The organism is Actinoplanes sp. NPDC026670 (assembly GCF_040638175.1).
Taxonomy (GTDB): Bacteria; Actinomycetota; Actinomycetes; order Mycobacteriales; family Micromonosporaceae; genus Actinoplanes.
Genome location: NZ_JBEZXU010000019.1, coordinates 44971 through 63193 on the forward strand (window position 1 = coordinate 44971; position 18223 = coordinate 63193).

The 18223-nt window shown below is 69.0% G+C and carries 14 protein-coding genes and 2 riboswitches; of the genes, 10 read left to right on the forward strand and 4 right to left on the reverse strand.

Going from position 1 to position 18223, the window contains the following annotated elements:
• Window positions 1-4 precede the first annotated feature (4 nt).
• The 8 genes from AB0E94_RS20265 to thiC all read left to right on the forward strand — a co-directional run bounded on the left by AB0E94_RS20265 (window position 5) and on the right by thiC (window position 7295).
• On the forward strand, window positions 5-1651 hold the full coding sequence (locus AB0E94_RS20265; protein WP_360328284.1) for an ATP-binding cassette domain-containing protein: 1647 nt from the start codon (window positions 5-7) through the stop codon (window positions 1649-1651).
• Window positions 1652-1683: 32 nt separating this feature from the next.
• Window positions 1684-1794: riboswitch (TPP riboswitch) on the forward strand.
• A complete protein-coding gene (locus AB0E94_RS20270; protein WP_360328286.1) occupies window positions 1788-2372 on the forward strand; it encodes a thiamine phosphate synthase in 585 nt (194 codons plus the stop codon). It overlaps the preceding riboswitch by 7 nt.
• A complete protein-coding gene (thiO, locus tag AB0E94_RS20275; RefSeq protein WP_360328288.1) occupies window positions 2369-3403 on the forward strand; it encodes a glycine oxidase ThiO in 1035 nt (344 codons plus the stop codon). The genes AB0E94_RS20270 and thiO overlap by 4 nt, the downstream gene beginning before the upstream one ends.
• Entirely contained in the window at window positions 3400-3600 is a 201-nt protein-coding gene (thiS, locus tag AB0E94_RS20280; RefSeq protein WP_360328290.1) for a sulfur carrier protein ThiS, read from the forward strand. Before thiO ends, thiS begins: the two co-directional genes overlap by 4 nt.
• Before the next feature lies 1 nt (window position 3601).
• A complete protein-coding gene (locus AB0E94_RS20285; protein ID WP_360328292.1) occupies window positions 3602-4348 on the forward strand; it encodes a thiazole synthase in 747 nt (248 codons plus the stop codon).
• Between the two features lie 17 nt (window positions 4349-4365).
• Window positions 4366-4932 carry a thiamine phosphate synthase gene (locus AB0E94_RS20290; protein WP_360328294.1) on the forward strand — a complete coding sequence of 189 codons (567 nt, stop codon included), beginning with the start codon at window positions 4366-4368 and terminating at the stop codon, window positions 4930-4932.
• Window positions 4929-5696, forward strand: a complete 768-nt coding sequence (thiD, locus tag AB0E94_RS20295) for a bifunctional hydroxymethylpyrimidine kinase/phosphomethylpyrimidine kinase (RefSeq protein ID WP_360328296.1) — start codon at window positions 4929-4931, stop codon at window positions 5694-5696. Before AB0E94_RS20290 ends, thiD begins: the two co-directional genes overlap by 4 nt.
• A gap of 69 nt (window positions 5697-5765) precedes the next feature.
• Window positions 5766-7295: a phosphomethylpyrimidine synthase ThiC gene (gene thiC / locus AB0E94_RS20300; protein ID WP_360328298.1), complete on the forward strand. Its 1530-nt coding sequence runs from the start codon at window positions 5766-5768 to the stop codon at window positions 7293-7295.
• Between the two features lie 673 nt (window positions 7296-7968).
• Here thiC and AB0E94_RS20305 read toward each other — a convergent pair.
• From AB0E94_RS20305 to AB0E94_RS20320, 4 genes are all read right to left on the reverse strand, one after another.
• A complete protein-coding gene (locus tag AB0E94_RS20305) occupies window positions 7969-11052 on the reverse strand; it encodes a S24 family peptidase (protein ID WP_360328300.1) in 3084 nt (1027 codons plus the stop codon).
• 89 nt (window positions 11053-11141) lie between these two features.
• A complete protein-coding gene (locus AB0E94_RS20310; RefSeq protein ID WP_360328302.1) occupies window positions 11142-11582 on the reverse strand; it encodes a hypothetical protein in 441 nt (146 codons plus the stop codon).
• Between the two features lie 17 nt (window positions 11583-11599).
• Window positions 11600-11674: riboswitch (cyclic di-GMP riboswitch) on the reverse strand.
• A 227-nt stretch (window positions 11675-11901) separates the two neighbouring features.
• The gene (locus tag AB0E94_RS20315) at window positions 11902-12321 is read right to left on the reverse strand and encodes a ribonuclease domain-containing protein (protein ID WP_317788666.1); all 420 of its coding nucleotides are present in this window, start codon (window positions 12319-12321) and stop codon (window positions 11902-11904) included.
• Between the two features lie 585 nt (window positions 12322-12906).
• Complete coding sequence (locus tag AB0E94_RS20320) at window positions 12907-14580, reverse strand: hypothetical protein (RefSeq protein ID WP_360328304.1); 1674 nt, start codon at window positions 14578-14580, stop codon at window positions 12907-12909.
• Between the two features lie 648 nt (window positions 14581-15228).
• Here AB0E94_RS20320 and AB0E94_RS20325 point away from each other — a divergent pair.
• Window positions 15229-17817 carry a nitrate- and nitrite sensing domain-containing protein gene (locus AB0E94_RS20325; RefSeq protein WP_360328305.1) on the forward strand — a complete coding sequence of 863 codons (2589 nt, stop codon included), beginning with the start codon at window positions 15229-15231 and terminating at the stop codon, window positions 17815-17817.
• Window positions 17814-18221 carry a roadblock/LC7 domain-containing protein gene (locus AB0E94_RS20330; protein ID WP_317788663.1) on the forward strand — a complete coding sequence of 136 codons (408 nt, stop codon included), beginning with the start codon at window positions 17814-17816 and terminating at the stop codon, window positions 18219-18221. Before AB0E94_RS20325 ends, AB0E94_RS20330 begins: the two co-directional genes overlap by 4 nt.
• Window positions 18222-18223 lie beyond the last annotated feature (2 nt).

Consider the following 18223-nt stretch of genomic DNA (forward strand, 5'->3'; position numbering starts at 1 on the left):
CGCCATGGGTTACGTGGATGTCGCCGGCGCCGGTTTTGTGCTCCCGGACGGGCGGGAGTTGTTCGCCGACGTGTCGTTCCGGGTCGGCGAGGGGCAGAAGGTCGCACTCGTCGGTCCCAACGGGGCGGGCAAGACCACGCTCATGCGCATGGTGGCCGGTGACATACCGACCCAGAGCGGGACCATCGCGCGGGCCGGTGGGCTCGGGGTGATGCGCCAGTTCATCGGGATGATCGGCGACGACCGTACGCTCGAGGATCTTGCGTTGTCGCTCGTCTCACCCGGACTGCGCGAAGCCGGCGAACGGCTGCGGGTGGCTGCCGCGGCGCTCGGCGAGACCGAGAAGAGCCAGATCGCGTACGCCAACGCGCTCGCCCACTGGGGTGAGGTCGGTGGTTACGACGCCGAGGTGCTCTTCGACACGGTGACAGTCGCCATCCTCGGCAAGCCGTGGGAGGAGGCGCGGTCCCGCATCGTGCGGACCCTGTCCGGCGGCGAGCAGAAACGGTTCGCCCTCGACCTGCTGCTGCGCGGCAACGACGAGGTGCTGCTGCTCGACGAGCCGGACAACTTCCTCGACGTGCCCGCCAAACGCTGGCTCGAGCAACGGATGCGCGAGTCGAACAAGTCGATCCTCTACGTCTCGCACGACCGGGAGCTGCTGGCCGAGACCGCGAGCCGGGTCGTCGCCGTCGAGGGCGGCAGCGCCTGGACCCATCCGGGCGGGTTCGCCTCCTGGCACGAGGCCCGGATGAACCGGCACGAGCGCATGGAGGAACTGCGCCGCCGCTGGGACGAGGAGCACGAGAAGATCAAGGAACTGGTCTTCATGCTCAAGAACAAGGCCGCCTACAACGACGGCCTGGCGTCCCGATATCAGGCTGCGCAGACCCGGCTCCGCAAGTTCGAGGAGGCCGGCCCGCCGCCGCTGCCGCCGAAGGACCAGGCCGTCAAGATGAACCTGCGTGGCGGCCGCACCGGCAAACGCGCGGTCATTTGTGAGCAGCTCGAACTCGAGAACCTGACGTTCCCGTTCGACCTGGAGATCTGGTACGGCGACCGGGTGGCCGTGCTCGGCGCGAACGGCACCGGGAAGTCGCACTTCCTGCGCCTGCTCGCGGCCGGCGGCACCGATCCCGACCAGGAGCACAAACCGGTCGACGGGGCGCCGCTCGCGCACGTCTCGCACGACGGCAAGGCCCGCCTCGGGGCGAGGGTCCGGCCCGGCCACTTCTCGCAGACCCACGACCGGCCGGAACTCGTCGAGAAGACCCTCGTCGAGATCCTCTGGCGCGGTGACGAGCACCGGTCCGGACAGGACCGGGCCGGGGCCATGAAACATCTCAACCGGTACGAGCTGGCCGCCCAGGGGGACCAGCGGTTCGGCACCCTCTCCGGTGGGCAGCAGGCCCGGTTCCTGGTGCTGCTGCTCGAACTGTCCGGGGCGACCGTGCTGCTCCTCGACGAGCCGACCGACAACCTCGACCTCGCCTCCGCCGAAGCACTGGAGGAAGGGTTGAAGGCGTTCGACGGCACGGTGATCGCGGTCACCCACGACAGGTGGTTCACCAGGTCTTTCGATCGCTTCGTGCTGTTCAGAGGGGACGGCGAAGTGGTCGAGGTGCCCGAGCCGGTCTGGGACGTCCGCTAGTTTTCTCGTCACGGACCGGTTATGGTCCGGTTACAACAACCCACGGGAGTCCGGGCACCGGGCTGAGAGGGGGGCTGATGCGGCCCCCGACCGTCGAACCTGATCCGGGTCATGCCGGCGCAGGGAGGAGTGCTTCATGGGCACATCGTTTCCCCGTATCCACGTCATAACCGACGACATCGACGTCGTTCGCGGTGTGGCCGGGCTTCCCGACGTGGCTGTCCAGATCAGAGTCAAGAGCAACGACGCTTCGGCGTACGCGTTGACCTGCGCCGCAATCGCAGTGTGCCGGCCGGCCGGCACGATCGTGCTGGTGAACGACCGGGTCGGGGTGGCGCTCGCGGCCGGGGCCGACGGGGTGCACCTCGGGGCCGAGGATCTGCCGGTGTCCGCTGGCCGCCGGATTCTTGGGCCGTCCGCGATCGTCGGCGCCACCTGTCGTGATCCGCTTGCGGCGCGGTCCGCGGTCGACGCCGGGGCCAGTTACCTCGGTGTCGGGCCGACCTTCCACACGTCCACCAAGGACGGACTGCCACCACCACTCGGGCCGGCCGCGATCGCGGCCGTCGCCGACGCGGTGCCGGGCACTCCGGTTCTGGCGATCGGCGGTATCACCGCGGAACGGGTGCCGCTGCTCGCGGTGCACGGGGTCGCGGCTGTCTCCGCCTTCGCGGCGGATCCGAAGGGAGCGGTCGCGGAATTCCTGGCGGTCCTGCCATGACCGGCACTGCCATGACCCGCGTCGCTCTTGTCGGTGGGGGCATCATCGGGCTCTCCATCGCTGCCGAACTGCTGGAACGTGGCGCTGACGTCACGGTCTACGATTCGGCACCCGACGGGTCGGACGGGGCCTGGCATGTCGCGGCCGGGATGCTCGCGCCCGGCGGGGAGTCGGCTTTCGAATATCCGCATCTCACCCGGCTGCTGGAAGCCGGACACGAGTTGTGGCCCTCGTTCGCGGCCGGTCTCGGCGACGTCGGCTACGACCGGGCGGGGACGCTTTCGCTGGCGCTGACGGCGGATGACGCGGCCGAGGCGGCACGGGAGTGGAAGCACCAGAAGCTGACCTCGCTGACCGGGTCCCAGGTGCGTGATCTCGAGCCGGCGATCTCGCCTCGGGTCCGGGCGGGGGCGTACGCGGCGGCCGAGCACCAGGTCGATCCGCGCAAGGTCGTCGCCGTCTTGCGGGCTCGGTTGGCGGGCCGGATCACCCAGCGCCAGGTGACAGAGCTGTCCGAGGTGGACGCCGACGTGATCATCGTCGCTGCCGGTTCTCGGACCGCGGCGCTCACCGGGTTGCCGATCCGGCCGGTCAAAGGCCAGGTCCTCCGCCTGCGCGGCGAACCCGGCCTGCTCAAGCACGTGATCGACGGCGCCGCCGACGGACGGCACGTCTACCTGGTCCCGCGCGCCGACGGCGAGGTCGTGGTCGGCGCCACCCAGGAGGAACGCGCCGACCGGATGCCCACCGCCGGCGGCGTGCACGACCTGCTGCGCGCCGCCCTCGACCTGGTGCCCGGCCTGGCCGAACACGAACTCGCCGAGGTCACCGTCGGGCACCGGCCGGGCACTCCGGACAACGCGCCGATCCTCGGGTTCCTCGACGACGACCGCCGGGTGGTCGTGGCGGCCGGTCACTTCCGCAACGGCATCCTGCTCGCCCCGATCACCGCACGACTCATCGCCGACCTGGTGCTCACCGGCTCGGCCGATCCGATTCTCGACGCGTTCGGTCCCGGGAGGTTCCGATGAAGCTGACGATCAACGGCCAGGCCCAGAGCCGGCCCGGCACCTGCTCGGTCGCGACCCTGGTCGCCGAGATCATCGCCGCCCAGCGTGGGGTGGCGGTCGCGGTCAACGGCACCGTCGTGCCGCGTTCGACCTGGTCGGAGGTGGACCTCGTGGACGGCGACCGGATCGAGGTCCTCACCGCCGCGCAGGGAGGCTGACGTGACGTTCCTTCCGGAGAACGGGCTGATCCTCGGCACCGGCGGGGCGAACAGCCTCACCGCGCTGGAGGAGGCCATCGCCGCGTCCGAGTCGACCCTGGTCACGGTGGCGCTGCGGCGGGTGGACGCGGCCGGCCCGGGACTGCTGCCGATGCTGGACCGGCTCGGCGTGCGGGTGCTGCCGAACACGGCCGGCTGCTACACCGCCGGTGATGCGGTCAAGACCGCACAGATGGCGCGGGAAGCCTTCGAGACGGATCTGATCAAACTCGAGGTCATCGGGGACGAACGCACACTGCTGCCGGACGGGATCGAACTCCTGCGAGCGGCCGAGACACTCGTCGCTGACGGGTTCACCGTGCTGCCGTACACCAGCGATGATCCGATCCTGGCCCGCCGTCTCGCTGACGCCGGCTGTGCCGCGGTGATGCCGGCCGGGTCGCCGATCGGTTCCGGCCTGGGGATCTCCAATCCGCACCACATCGAGTTGATCGTGCAGGGCGTCGACGTTCCGGTGGTGCTCGACGCCGGCATCGGCACCGCCTCGGACGCGGCGCTCGCCATGGAACTCGGGTGTGACGCGGTTCTCATCGCCAGCGCGATCACCCGGGCCGACGATCCGGTGGCGATGGCCACGGCGATGCGGCATGCGGTCACAGCCGGCCGGCTCGCCCGCTCCGCCGGGCGCATCCCACGGCGATTCCACGCGGTCGCGTCCACCGCCGACGACGGCCTCGCGCAATGGTGACCCCGGGCGGACTCGTTGTGCTCACCGATCGGCGGTCCGCTTCCGGTTCGCTGATCGAGGTGGTCCGGGCGGCGGTCCGCGGCGGCGCCGCGTGGGTCATTCTGCGTGAGAGGGATCTTTCGTACGGCGACCGCGCGGCCCTGGCCACGAAGCTCCGGTCGGTCGTCCCGGCGAATCGGTTGATCATCGCGGGGCCGGATCCGCTCGGTGGGGCCGCCGTGCACCTGTCCGGTTCTGATCCACTCCCGTCCGGGGTCTCGCTGATCGGGCGTTCGTGGCACGGCACGGAGGATCTGTCGGGTGTGGACTACGTGACGGTGTCGCCGATCCACCCGACCTCGTCGAAACCGGGGTACGGGCCCGCGCTCGGGGCCACGGGGGCCGCCGAACTGCGCGCGCCCGTGCCCTGGCTGGCGCTCGGTGGCATCGAGACCTCTGAGCAGGCGGCGGAGTGCGTGGCGGCCGGCGCGGCCGGGATCGCGGTGATGGGCGCGGTGATGCGTTCCCCCGATCCCGAACGCACCGCCCGCGAACTGTCAACGGCGTCGGTGGGCGCCATGTCGGGTGCCGGGGGTGGGTGGTGACTCCTCCGGTCGTGTTGACGATCGCCGGGTCGGACTCCGGTGGGGGTGCCGGGATCCAGGCGGATCTGAAGACGTTCGCCGCGCTCGGTGCCTTCGGGACCTCGGTACTCACCGCCATCACGGCGCAGAACACGCTCGGGGTCACCGCAATCCACCCGGTGCCCGTCGACGTCGTGGCGGCTCAGCTCGACGCCGTGCTGTCGGATCTGCCGGTGGCCGCGGTCAAGGTCGGGATGATCTCGGATCCGGCCGTGGCCAAGTTGATCGCGTCGCGTGTGGACGATCTGCCCAACCTCGTCGTCGACCCGGTTCTGGTGGCCACCGCGGGCAGCCGGCTGGGGGAGGCTGCGGTTGTCGGGGTGCTTACGGCGTACCCCTGCGTGTTGACTCCGAACCGGCACGAAGCCGGCGCCCTCCTGGGGCGGCGAGTGGAGACCACCGAGGAGATGATCTCGGCGGCGGCCGAGCTCGCGGCCCTCGGGCCGCGCGCCGTCGTGGTGACCGGAAGTGAGCTGGCGCTCGACGTCCTGCATGTCGCGGGAGAGACGACGCTGCTGCGCGGTGAGCCGGTCGTGACCGGAAACAACCATGGTTCGGGTTGCACGTTCTCGTCGGCGATCGCGGTGCGGCTGGCCGCCGGCGACGCGGTGCCGGACGCGGTCGCGGCGGCCAAGGACTACGTGAACCGGGGTCTGCGCGGCGGCAGCTCGTGGCGGCTCGGAGCCGGGCCGGGCCCACTGGACCACTTCGGGTGGTCCATCTAGATCTCCGGCGGTACGGCCGGTGGTCCAACACTGCCGTTCGCTGCCGGTTTTATCCAAATTTGGGGAGGAATGGTCATGCGTCGCAAGGTCTACGTGGAAGGTCCCCGCCCGGACATCCGGGTGCCGTTCACCGAGGTCGTGCTGACCGGCGACAACCCGCCGGTGCGGCTCTACGACACGTCCGGTCCCGGCAGTGAACCCTCGGCCGGGCTGCCGCCGCTGCGGAAACCGTGGCAGACCGGACGAACCCAGCTCGCCTCCGCGCGCGCCGGGATCATCACGCCGGAGATGGAATACGTCGCCGTCCGCGAAGGCGTCCCGGCCTCGCTCGTGCGCGACGAGATCGCCGCCGGACGGGCGGTGCTGCCCGCCAACATCAACCACCCCGAGTCCGAGCCGATGATCATCGGTTCGCGGTTCCTGGTGAAGGTCAACGCCAACATCGGCACGTCGGCGGTCACCTCGTCGATCGACGAAGAGGTCGAAAAACTCACCTGGGCCACCCAATGGGGCGCCGACACCGTGATGGACCTGTCCACCGGGCAACACATTCACGAGACCCGCGAGGCGATCGTACGGAACTCGCCCGTCCCGATCGGCACGGTGCCGCTCTACCAGGCGCTCGAAAAGGTCAAAGGCGACCCGCTCAAGCTGTCCTGGGAGGTCTTCCGGGAGACCGTCATCGAACAGGCTGAGCAGGGCGTCGACTACATGACGATCCACGCCGGCGTGCTCCTGGCCTACGTGCCGATGGCCGCTGAACGGGTCACCGGGATCGTCTCCCGAGGCGGGTCGATCATGGCGGCCTGGTGCCTCGCCGAACACCGGGAGAACTTCCTCTACACCCACTTCCGGGAACTCTGCGAGATCTTCCGGGAGTACGACATCACGTTCTCCCTCGGCGACGGGCTGCGACCCGGGTCGATCGCCGACGCCAACGACGAAGCCCAGTTCGCTGAGCTGCGCACCCTCGGCGAACTCACCCACATCGCCTGGGAGTACGACGTCCAGGTCATGGTCGAAGGGCCCGGGCACGTGCCCATGCACAAGATCAAGGAGAACGTGGACCTCCAGGTCGAGCTGTGCGGCGGGGCGCCGTTCTACACCCTCGGGCCGCTGGCCACCGACATCGCGCCCGCCTACGACCACATCACCTCGGCCATCGGGGCGGCCATGATCGGATGGTTCGGGACGGCGATGCTCTGCTACGTCACACCCAAGGAACACCTCGGGCTGCCCAACAAAGAGGACGTCAAGGCCGGGATGATCGCCTACAAGATCGCGGCGCATGCGGCGGACATCGCCAAGGGGCATCCTGGGGCTCAAGAGTGGGATGACGCGCTGTCCCGGGCCCGGTTCGACTTCCGGTGGGAGGACCAGTTCGAGCTGGCGCTGGATCCGGAGACCGCTCGGTCGTACCACGATGAGACGTTGCCTGCGGCGCCGGCCAAGACCGCGCACTTCTGCTCCATGTGCGGGCCCAAGTTCTGCTCCATGAAGATCAGCCATGAGATTCGGGCGGCCGGGATGAAAGCCAAGTCGACCGAGTTCGTGGATGCGGGTGGGCGGGTCTATCTGCCGGTCACTCCCACCGCTTAGAGCGGGCTGTTCGGCGGTTGCGCGGATCTTGCACGTCTTTGCGCGCCTGAGTGGATCTTGCAAGCTGGTACCAGTTCTGGCGGGTATCGGCTTGCAAGGTCGGGCCTCCGAGCGGATCTTGCACAAATCTCCATGCCCGGGAGTCTTCTGCGCAGCCACCTCACCGCGAGAATGACAGCCCTCAGGCGGGTGACGCCTCCTCGGCCGCAACATCCCTGCCGACGACGGCCCTGCCGTCTCCGCCAGCAACGCCTCGCCGCCTCCGCCTCACCGCCCGCGGATCTTGCACGACTTTTCATGCTCGCGCCGATCTTGCAGCTCTTTCCATGCCCCGACGGGAAGAAAGCTGCAAGGTCTCCCCAGCGCAGTAGACCTTGCACGACAGACCACACCCAGACGTGAAGAATCTTGCAAGATCGCTGCCAGCGAGGAGAACCGTGCAAGATCTACACGGCTGGCCGAGGCTGAAGCCTCTGCGAATGCGACATTTCCGACATCGAGCCGGTGCCCCAGTCGCCAGTGTGACCGGCGCGATAGCCCGAAGGCTCGGCGGGAGAACATCGCACAGCAGAGGGATTGACTCCGGAAGCGGCGAGAGCCCAGAAGAAGCTTCCCGGGCGGAACTGGCTGGCAAGGTCGTGGAGACCGGGAGGATCGTGCAAGATCCACCGGGTCAGGGCTCCGGCTCGTCATCGAGCTCTGGCGGGCTCGGGATGCGCTTCGCTGCCGGCAGGAAGTCGTAGATGGGTTCATGCACCGGTTCCGGCTTCGCCCTGGGTGCCGGCTCCGGGGTGGTGATCGGGCGGTTGCGGTCGGCCAGATCGGTCATGGCCTCGCGGGCCTCATGGGCCGGGGCATCGGAACCGACTGCGGTCGGCTGCCCGGGGAGGGGCTCCTCCGCCTCGGTGGGCCGGTCCGCGACGGGCGGTTCGTCCATCGCCGGCTTCGGGGAGCGGCGCGAGCGGCCCTTTCGGCGACCGGTTCGCTGCTGACTCCGTGAAGGCGGAGAATCCGTCTCCGGTGCTGTGCGGGCTTCTTCCTGGGCAGTTTCGGTGGTATCCGTCGGTTCCGGCTGGATCGCTTCCCCGACGGGTTCGGGTCCGGGGATTTCGAGATCCGTCGGCCCGGCCGACTCGGGTGCGGTGCCCTTCGATTCGATCGTTGACCGGTCGGTTTCGGTGGCGTGGCTCGCAGGTTCTGCCGTGTCCGTCTCTGTGTCCGTGTCCGGGTTGCTCGAGTTCGGTTCCGGTTCGCTGGCGGCCTCCATCGCCTGAGCGGGCGATGACTCCGATTCGGCGGCGGGCTCGTCCGGGTCGGTTGGCGCTTCCTTCGTTTCAGTCGCAGCCCGGTCCTGGTCGGCGCTTAGTGCGTCAGGCTCGGCCCCGACTTGGCTCTGGTCGGCGGTGAGTACGTCAGTTACGGCCGTAGCCTGGTCTTGTGAGGCGGTGAGTGCGTCAGGCTCGGGCTCGACCTGGTTCTGTTCGGCGGCAGGTGCGTCAGCGGCGGCCGCGACCTGGTCGTGTTCGGTGCGGAGTGCATCCGGTTCGATTGCGAGCGCTTCCGCCTGGGCGGGCGATGTCTGCTCGGGTGTGAGCGTCTCCAGTTCGGTAGCGGCCTCCGCTGGGCCCTGACCGAACTGATCAAGATCGGACGTCGATTCTGGCTGCGCCTTCGGTTCAGAATCCGGGGCCGGGCTGGTGCCGGATTCGTCAGCGATCGACCTGGTCGCGTCCTGCGGGTCGGAGGCTTCGGCTGTCGGAACCTGCTCCGCCGTCGCCACAACGGCCTCCGCGGGAACGTCCGTCGCGGAACTGTCGGCGGGTACATCCGGCTGGCTTGCTTCAGGTCCACCGGCGATATCGGTGTGGCGGCCTGGCTCATCGGAGGAGACTCCGACCTCGGGCGAGACCGCTGCGGCCGCCTCGGAAACGGGAGTGCCAGCGGCTTTCGCCTGTGCCCGAGTGCGTTTTGCGGGGGCCTTTGCTGCCGCGCGTTTGGCGGGTGTCGCTTTCGTGGCAGTCGTCTTCGCGGCGGCCTTGGCGGCTGCGGTGCGAGACGTGCGTTTCCGGGGTGCCGTCACCTTTGCCGGGGCGTCTTCGGGCGGCGCGGGTTCTTCGCCCTCCGGCTGGTCGTCCTGTAGCTCCGGCGGTGTTTCGGGGGCCGGGGGCAGTTGCAGGACCGGCACGGCTCCGGGTTCCGCAGCGACCCGTCCCGAAGGCGACGCGGCGGCTGGCTGCCTCTCGACCTTCGCCGGGATGGCCGGGGCAGGGGCCGGTTCGATCCGATACCGGTAGAGGATGCCCTCGTCCCGAACCACGAAGTCGTCAGCACCATCCGGCCGAGTCCAGGTGAGGATCATCTGTCCGTATTTCTCGGCCAGCTTCACCAGAGCCGGAAAGGCATCGACCACGACGATTGGCTTTCCTGGCGGACTCGCCATTGGCTCGACAGGAACAAGCAAGTGAGGGTAGCGACGCTCGATCTGTGTGCGGGTCCGCAGGGGGACGTGCCGTAGAGCCATCATCGCGACGATTGCAGCGCCGAGAATCGCGCCGAGTAGCAAGTAGACCGCATATCGGCGGGCTGCCAAAGCGCTGATAATTTCGTAGCCGAACGCGCCGATCTGGCGATCGCGGATCGAAGTTGTGGCGGAGGTACTGGATTTATCGACTGCCAGCGACTCGGCGCTGCCAGCGAGGGTGAGCGCGAGCGGGGCTAGGTTCAGAGATAGTTGTGGGTCGAATGCGCTACCATCGCTGTGCCTTATCTGTGCGGTCAGTGCCAATGTGATCGGACCCATTTCGGCACCGATTGCCTTGCCTGCATCGACTGCGATCTGCTGCAACGACTGAAGGTCCAGTTGGGTCTCGCCCGTGTATCGGTTGGTGGTGAATTGTTTCTGCTGCGACAGTTGAAGAGTTTTATGCCAGCCGCTCTGAGAGGATAAGCGCGCGATGACTTGGATCCGGCCGGGTCTTCCGGTGTAGGCCATATGCAGATTTACTATCTGTGCAAGTCGTCGGAAGACTGGATCGGGAGAGTGCACGGTTGTGCCGTCATATGCGGCGGATTGTGGAACCTCTGCGGAGTACGAGAAGGTCATCGACTCGCCAGCCGTGCCACCGCTGGAAGCGGTCTCGGTGACCGGCTTCATCCAGCCGAGTATGCCAAGGGCGAGTCCTGAAATTCCGGCGATTGCGGCTGTGTAGGCGACTGCGCGAAGGGCGGGATGTAAGCGGCTGACGGCCTTGAAGATGGCCGTGGCCATTGCGAACGATCCGCCTCCGCCAGACATACCCTTCACTCTCTTCTTTCGGTGACCGCGCGGTATGTTCCGGCGATTATTAGGAAGAGCCGTGCCTGCGCCGAAAAACAGGAATCCGATCATGCCCAGACCGGTTGGGCTGAGTATCGGCTGTAGCCAGGTGCCACCCTTCGGTATGTGTAGTACCGCTTTCCCGATAATCTGCGCAGCAGTCGGTTTTGGCGGATCGACTGCGGCGTTATTGTCTCCTTTTAGGACATAGCCCGAGTCGGCATCGCCACCGATGATGCGGTGCAAGACCTCGAACGTGCCATCGGGGCTATGGTATGCGGCGATCTGCCCCGATTCGTAGGAATGAGACTTGATGACGAACACCAGGTCGCCCTGGGAGTAGGTCGGTTGCATGCTTACGCCGCGGGTGATGACGTACGAGACGCGGTGGGTGCTGATGGCCCACGTGCCAATGGCCGCCATCGCGAGGATGGCGGCCATGGCTACACGCTTCGTTTGTCCGATTTTGACCCCCAGGCCAGAGCGGCTCTCATTGAGGATGCCAGCCCATGGCGGAGGTTTGCCCTACATTAGGAGACTGTGATCGCGAGGCTGGTCAGGCCCGCGTAGTAGCTGGCCGCAGCGTGGGTGTTGTCGCTGTTGAGCGCGGTGATGCAGGTGACCGTGGCCGATCCGATGGCGGGGCAGTAGAACTCGTCCGCTGTGGCGGCGCCGTATGCGCCTCCGCCAGGAACGACGGTGATGGTTTTGCCGTTGGCTGCGGCGTCGTTGAAGGTGATCGTTACACCGGTGACCTGGGTGTTCGAAGGCGCGTTAGCGTACGCGTAGGTGATTCCGTTGATCCGTGCGCCGGATACCGTCTGAGTCACGGAGCCGCCGATGAACCGGCTGGAGGTGGCGGTCGAGGTCTCGGTGAGCCCGAGGCCGGCGCCGGCGGTGAAGGCGGTGCTGCCCGCGGCGACGACTCCGGCGACTGCGACGCCGCCCAGCAGCTGGATCATGTTGCGCATATCTGTGTCTCCCCTTGGTCGGTAGCCCAGCCGGCCTCGTGGGCCCTGTGGCTTTGCGTCCCCGGCTTGCGGCGGGTTTGCGTTTATCGGCCGAGCGGGTGCTCGTTGCTTGCGCCAGATTGTTCGGTCGGGGTGGGGCTCGGCTGATGGTTCGGGGAGCGGTTTTTCGTGTGACTTTCAGGGTTTCGCTGCCTGAGAGCCCGGGTGGTGCTAGGCGGTTGCAAGGCGGTTGCGCGGATCGGGTGGGTGTGAATTCGCGGGCGGAAACGGGGCGCGGCGGCCGTCGGGGGACGGTCGCCGCGCGTACCAGAAACGGGGTTTAAAGCTTGTAGAAGGTCACGTAGTGGTCGGGGGTGAAGTAGGCGACTCGGGTGCTGCGGTTGACCACGATGCGGTAGGCGTCCCGGGAAGCGCCGCGGGCGCGGGAATAGACGTCGTATTCGCTGTACGTGGCGGTGGGGAGCTGGCCCTCGCGGTTGTAGAACTGGCCGCCGGTGTAGTTGTAGTTGCCGTAGGGCCAGGAGTACCAGCCGGCCGACGTGGGCCAGCCGAGGGACTGCCAGCCGGTGAAAGCGGTACGCGCGGCCGAACAGCGACTGATCGTGCAGGTGCTGTAGACGGCCGCCTGAGCTGCGTCGGTCGACGTCGGCGACACGACCGCGGGGGCGATGAGGGCGGTCCCGGAGAGGGCCAGGACCAGGGCCAGGCCGGAGAAGAACCGGCCGATGCGGGTGATCATGTTCGGACTCCCGATGTTCGGTGGGGGGATGAACCCGGACATCGAGCATCGTCACTTCTCTGGGTGCTCCGCGGTACCTCCCGATTCCATCATTCCATCGATGTTCGCGGATGTTTTACGGCGGCGAAACTCAGGCGGCAGGGCTCTGGCCAGGAGTTCACGACGATGCAACCGAGGGAGAGAGTGGCGGCAACGTCGATGTGGCGCGGGGCGTGCCACGAAAGTGGCAGCGGATTGCGTCCGGTCGGCTCGAGGTTCGGCAAAGCGGTGACGGGAGCACACGTTGGCGTTGTGCGTGACCTGGTCGTCGCCAGGGCGTGGATGAACGCGCGCGATCGGCTCAACGTGTGCGCCTGCCTCTGCTCCGGCGACGACGGAAGCCCGCGTTCGGGGATTGTGTGCGCTGGTCGACGCTGCCGATGCCAGGTCTGCCTGCATCAGCAAGATCGGGGATGGCGCCGGCGGCTATCAACGCGACGGGGTGGGGAGTGACGACCCGCAGCGAACGGCGGAAGAGGCGGCGGCCGGGACGAGGTACTAGAAAGGCCCGGACGCGTGTGTGCCCGGGCCTTCGAGATTTCTGGGTCAGGCGCCGCCTAGGCCGTTGACCCAGTTGACGTATTCGTCCTCCTTGCGGACCTGCGGGCTGGGCGCGGTGGGCGGCGGCGCGATCGGCGTCGGCTGGGGCAGGGGGGCGCTGATCGGGGTCGGCTCCGGGGTCAGCGGGGCCCGCTGTGTCACCCGTGGGTGTTCGGCGGTGTCGATGCCGGTTCGCGGGACGGGCTGGCTCGTGGTGAAGCCGTTGAACGAGCCGGTGTCGCCGGTCAGGGCCGGCGACGGTGTGGCGGGCTGGGGTTCGGGGGCGGACTTACGCGTACGCCAGCCGCGTCGGAGACCACCGCCGGCCTTGGCGGGCGCCTGCTGCTGTTGCCCGGAGAAACGTGGCTCCGCCGTCGGGCCGTAGGACCCGGGGGGATAAACGGCGGCCGGCGCGACGCCCGGCGGCAGCGTCGCCGGGGGGTGACCGGCGGCCGCCGACTGCGATTGCGCGGCGAAACCGGCTGCCGCCGGCTGGGGCACGGCGAAACCGGCTGCCGCCTGGGGCGCGGCGAAACCAGCGGCCGCCGGTTGTGGCTGCGCGGTGAAACCGGAGGTCGCCGAGGCGCTCAGGTCCTGCAGCGGGTGCGGGCGTTCGGCGACCGCCACCGGGAGGACGCCGGTGTCCGAGGGGCGCAGCTCGTTCTCCGGGCGGCGTGCCGCGGCAGCCGCGGCCTGCGCGATGGCGGACTGCACGGGCGCGTCCCGGCGGGGCAGCGTGGCGCGGCCGGAGGCGGTGGCGGGCGCCGGCTCGGGCTTGGCGTCGGCGGGCTTGTCGGCGACCGGGGTCTCCGGCTCGGGGGTGCGGGCCGGCTCGGGAGAGCTGCGGATGATGGCGGCCAGCACCGAGCCGAGCACTCCGGCGCCGGCTGCGGTCATCGCGCCCCAGTAGGGGTCGAGGTGGAAGCCGCCGCCCGCGGCCGGGCCGGCGATCAGGTACGCCACGGTCAGCAGAGCCGGGCCGGCGAGCCCGCTGAGGGCCACGGTGAGCGTCGGCATCTTCCGGCCGCGGGCGACCCAGCCGACGATCAGGCCGGCGAGCAGTGCGATGACCGGCATGGTGGCGAACTGGGTGCGCTCGACGACCGCGCCGGGGATGAGGTCGCCTTCGAGCACGCCGAGGCGGGCGGCGTCCTGGGTGCGGCCGGGCAGCAGGGACGGCGCCACCGAGATCAGGGCGACGAACCAGACGGCGACGGTCAGGGTGGCGACGCTCCAGCGGGCGACGGCACGGGCCGCGGTCGCGTAGCCGGCGAAGATGCCGGTGGCCGCGCCCAGGCCGGCGCAGATGCCGATGACCAGGACCGGCTGCACGCCGGCGACCTGGGCTGCGCGGGCCGGCTGCATGGTCAGCGGCAGCACCGCGAGGGCGCCGAGACCAGCCGCCAGGCCCATCGCGAGGGCGCCGCCGCCGCTCACCGGGCGCGGTGACCAGCGGGGGCGCAGACCGGTCGCGACCACGGCACCGATTGCGGCGGCGGTCATCGTGATCCAGGCGACCCAGGCCAGTTGCGCTGTCCATTGGTCACGCTGAGTGAGTTCCAAAGTCTGGTCGAGCCGCACCATGCCCAGCCCGTAGGCGATGCCGAGTTGACCGGCCCCGACAACCGCGGCCGCCGTGGTGGTGGCGGCCAGCAGCTTCAGCCAGCTCCGAAATGCCATGGTGGGCACGTTACGGAATGTTCCGCATGATGCGCCAGTCCGGGGTGGCCTTCTTAAGGCAGCCTAAAGTCGCGTACGTCTATGATCGACGTTCATCGATCAAAAATCGGTGACTTACGGTGACTTCCGGGCAACTCCGGAGCGACTTGCCAGATGTTGAGTCCAGAGTGGACACTGTCGCGCACGGACAACGAGTCCGTCCTGTCACGCCAAACCTTGTCAACGTGTTCATCGAGGTCGCGGGACAGAACTCCCACATAGTGGTTGGAATTCTGATGGTGTCCGGTGATCACGACCTCACGGACGGTCGTGCGTGAGGTATTCGCGCACGTCAACACCGGGCGAGTTGACGCCGAGTGAAGTCGCGCGCACTTATCACCTGGACAGCGGAGCCTTTTACAGGAGGATCCAGACTTCCCAAAAGGCCCGGCGTTCTGATGAAATCGCCGCCGTGCCGGAAACGGCGCGGGCCTTGCTGCGGCCATCGGACGGGGCCGGACCGCGGCCCGGAAAGGGCCGCCTCCCGCCGTGGTGCGGAGCGGGGACGACCGTGAAGGAGATGTCGTGAGCACGGGATCCTCGCCCCTGGCTGCGCGACGTGGCCTGCGGAGTCAACGCCGGCCGCGACTTCGGAGCCGGCTCGCCGGCATGCTGGTCCTTCCCCTTCTCGCGGTGGCCGGTGTCTCGTCGATGCGGCTGCTCCAGGTCGGCCAGGAGGCGAGTGACGCCGAGCGGGTCGCGCAACTCGCCGAGCTGGGCACCGACATCTCCAACCTGAGCCGCCTGCTGCACGACGAGCGGATGGCCGCCGTCGAGTTCCTGGCCACGCCGGACGGGCCGGTCACCGGTTTCCGCGAGGCGGTCAAGGCGGTCGACGCGCAGGCGCAGGAGTTCCGTACCGACCGGGCCGCGATCGTGCTGATCCCGGAACGGGTCGAGACCCGCCTCACCGCCATCGAGGTGCAGCTGGACAGCCTGACCGACCTGCGGGCCGCGGTCGGCGGGCGCAGCGGCCCCGGGGTGGTCGACGCGGCCCGGCGTTACGGCGCCGTGCTGGCCGGCCTCAACGGGTACGAGAACCTGCTCAGCCAGATCGCCGAACGCGGCGAGGTCGCCGACGGCCTGCGTACGGTCGCCGCCTTCACCGAGCTGGAGGGCGCCGCCACCGAACAGGCCGCGGTGGCGTACATCGCCCGGGCCACCAACAGCCTCGACGCCGAGCAGCAGCGGACCCTGATCGCGGCGCAGGCCACCCGAGCCTCGGCCGTCGCCGAGCTGCGCGAGGTGGGCACCCGTGACCAGGTCGCCCTGGTCGACTCGGTGCTCGCCGATCCGGCGATCGCCCGCGCCGACGAGTTGAGCGCCCGCCTGACCGGTGACGGAGCGGCCGACCTGGCCGAGGTCTCGGATGCCTTCGGCGACATGATCGTGCTGTTCCGCGGGGTGGAACGGCAGCTCGAGGAACAGGCCGTCACCCTCGCCGAGGACGAGCGGACCTCCACCACCCGCCTGGCCACCGTCGAGTTCATCACGGTGCTGGTGGTCCTGATCGCGACCGTCACGATCGCCGTCTACCTGGGCCGGTCGCTGCTGCTCTCGGTGCGCCGCCTGCGGGAGGGCGCCCTCGCGGTGGCCAGCCGGGACCTGCCCGAGGCGGTCAGCCTGCTCCAGGACGTGGAGAGCCTCGGTGAGGGCGGCGTCGACCGGATCGTGGCGCAGAGCCGGGACCCGATCGATCTCGCCGACCGCGACGAGTTCGGCGAGGTGGCCGAGGCGTTCAACATGGTCCACCGGGAGGCCATCCGGGTCGCCGCCGAGCAGGCCGCCCTGCGGATCAGCCTCTCCACCATGTTCCTCAGCCTGGCCCGGCGCAGTCAGTCGCTGGTCGACCGGATGATCGGCGAGCTCGACCAGATCGAGCGGATGGAGGAGGACCCGAAGCGGCTGGCCCGCCTCTTCGAACTCGACCACCTCGCCACCCGGATGCGCCGAAACGACGAGAACGTGCTGGTGCTGGCGGGCGCCGAGGTCGGCACCCCGCGCCGCGAGGACGCGCTGCTGATCGACGCGCTCCGGGCCGCCCAGTCGGAGATCGAGCTCTACCACCGGATCGAGTTCGGCACCGTCGACACCGACGTGCTGATCACCTCGGCCGCCGTCAACGACGTGGTCCGGCTGATCGCTGAGCTGCTCGACAACGCCACCCGCTTCTCCGCGCCGGACACCGTGGTGATGGCCCAGGCCGGACGCATCGGCGGGCACGCCGTGGTCCGGATCGAGGACCGTGGCCTGGGCATCTCCGCAGAGCAGATGGAACAGCTCAACATCAAGCTCAGCGAGCCGGCCGAGGTGGACGCCTCGGTGTTCCGGCTGATGGGCATCGCGGTGATCGGCCGGCTGGCGTCCCGGCACGGCATCCGGGTCGACCTGCGGGCCGGCCAGGAGGGCGGTGTCGTCGCCGAGGTGGCGCTGCCGGCCGACATCATCGTCATGCCCGGCGCGCCGAGTCCGCTGCCACCGCGGGCGGCCAGCTGGACCCGGCCGGGACCGCCGCCCCAGTTGCCGATCGGGATCCCGCGTAGCCCGGAGGCACGGCCCGTGGTGCGTACCGCTCCACCACCGGCGGCGCCGCCGATGCGGGCGCCGACTTTGGGCGTACCCATGTCCGAATTGGATCTGAACCCGACGCCGAATCGGCCGAAGTTGCCGACGCGGGTTCCGAAATCCGTGGACCCGGTGCCCGCAGCCGAAGCGACACCACCGCCACCACCCCCACCGCCTGCCCCGGCGCCGCCTGCGTCCATTCAGATGGAGATGCAGCACAGCTGGTTCGAGGGCGAGGAGGAGCAGGCCGACGCGCATGGCATGCCGACTGCGGGATATGCCCCACCGCCGACCCCGCTGACCGTTTCCGAACAGCCGGCCCCGAAGCCGCGCCCGACCAACGGGGACGACCGCTGGCGGACCGCGGCCGACGAGGGCTGGCATCGCGCCAGGGCGGCGTCCGACCCCAAGGACGCCGGCACCACCCGATCCGGGCTTCCCAAGCGGATCCCACAGGCCCAGCTCGTCCCCGGCGGGGTGGAGGCCACCCCGCGGGCGCAACAGCGGCGCAGTCCGGATGAGGTCCGCGGGCTACTTTCCGCGTATCACAGAGGAGTGCAACGAGGGCGGACGGACGGCGTTGCCGAGACCGCCGCCGCGGTACCACAGGCTCCTAAGGAGAACGAACAGTGACCAGGCCCCCCACCATGCACGACATGGGCTGGCTGCTCAGCAACTTCGCGGACAGCGTCGCAGGCATCGCGCACGTGATCGCGGTCTCCGCCGACGGGCTGCTGCTGGCCTCGTCCCGGGATCTGCCAGGCGATCGTGCCGACCAGCTCGCCGCCATCACCTCCGGCGTGGTCAGTCTCACGGACGGCGCGTCCCGGATGTTCAACGCAGGCGCGGTGCAACAGACCATCATCGAAATGGACAGCGGCTATCTTTTCCTGATGTCCATCAGCGACGGTTCATCGATGGCAGTCCTGGCGGCGCGCAGCTGCGATGTCGGTCAGGTCGGCTACGAGATGGCCCTGCTGGTGGAGCGCGTCGGCGCGGCCCTGTCGCCAGCGGCGCGCGAGGCCGTCAGCCACTAGTC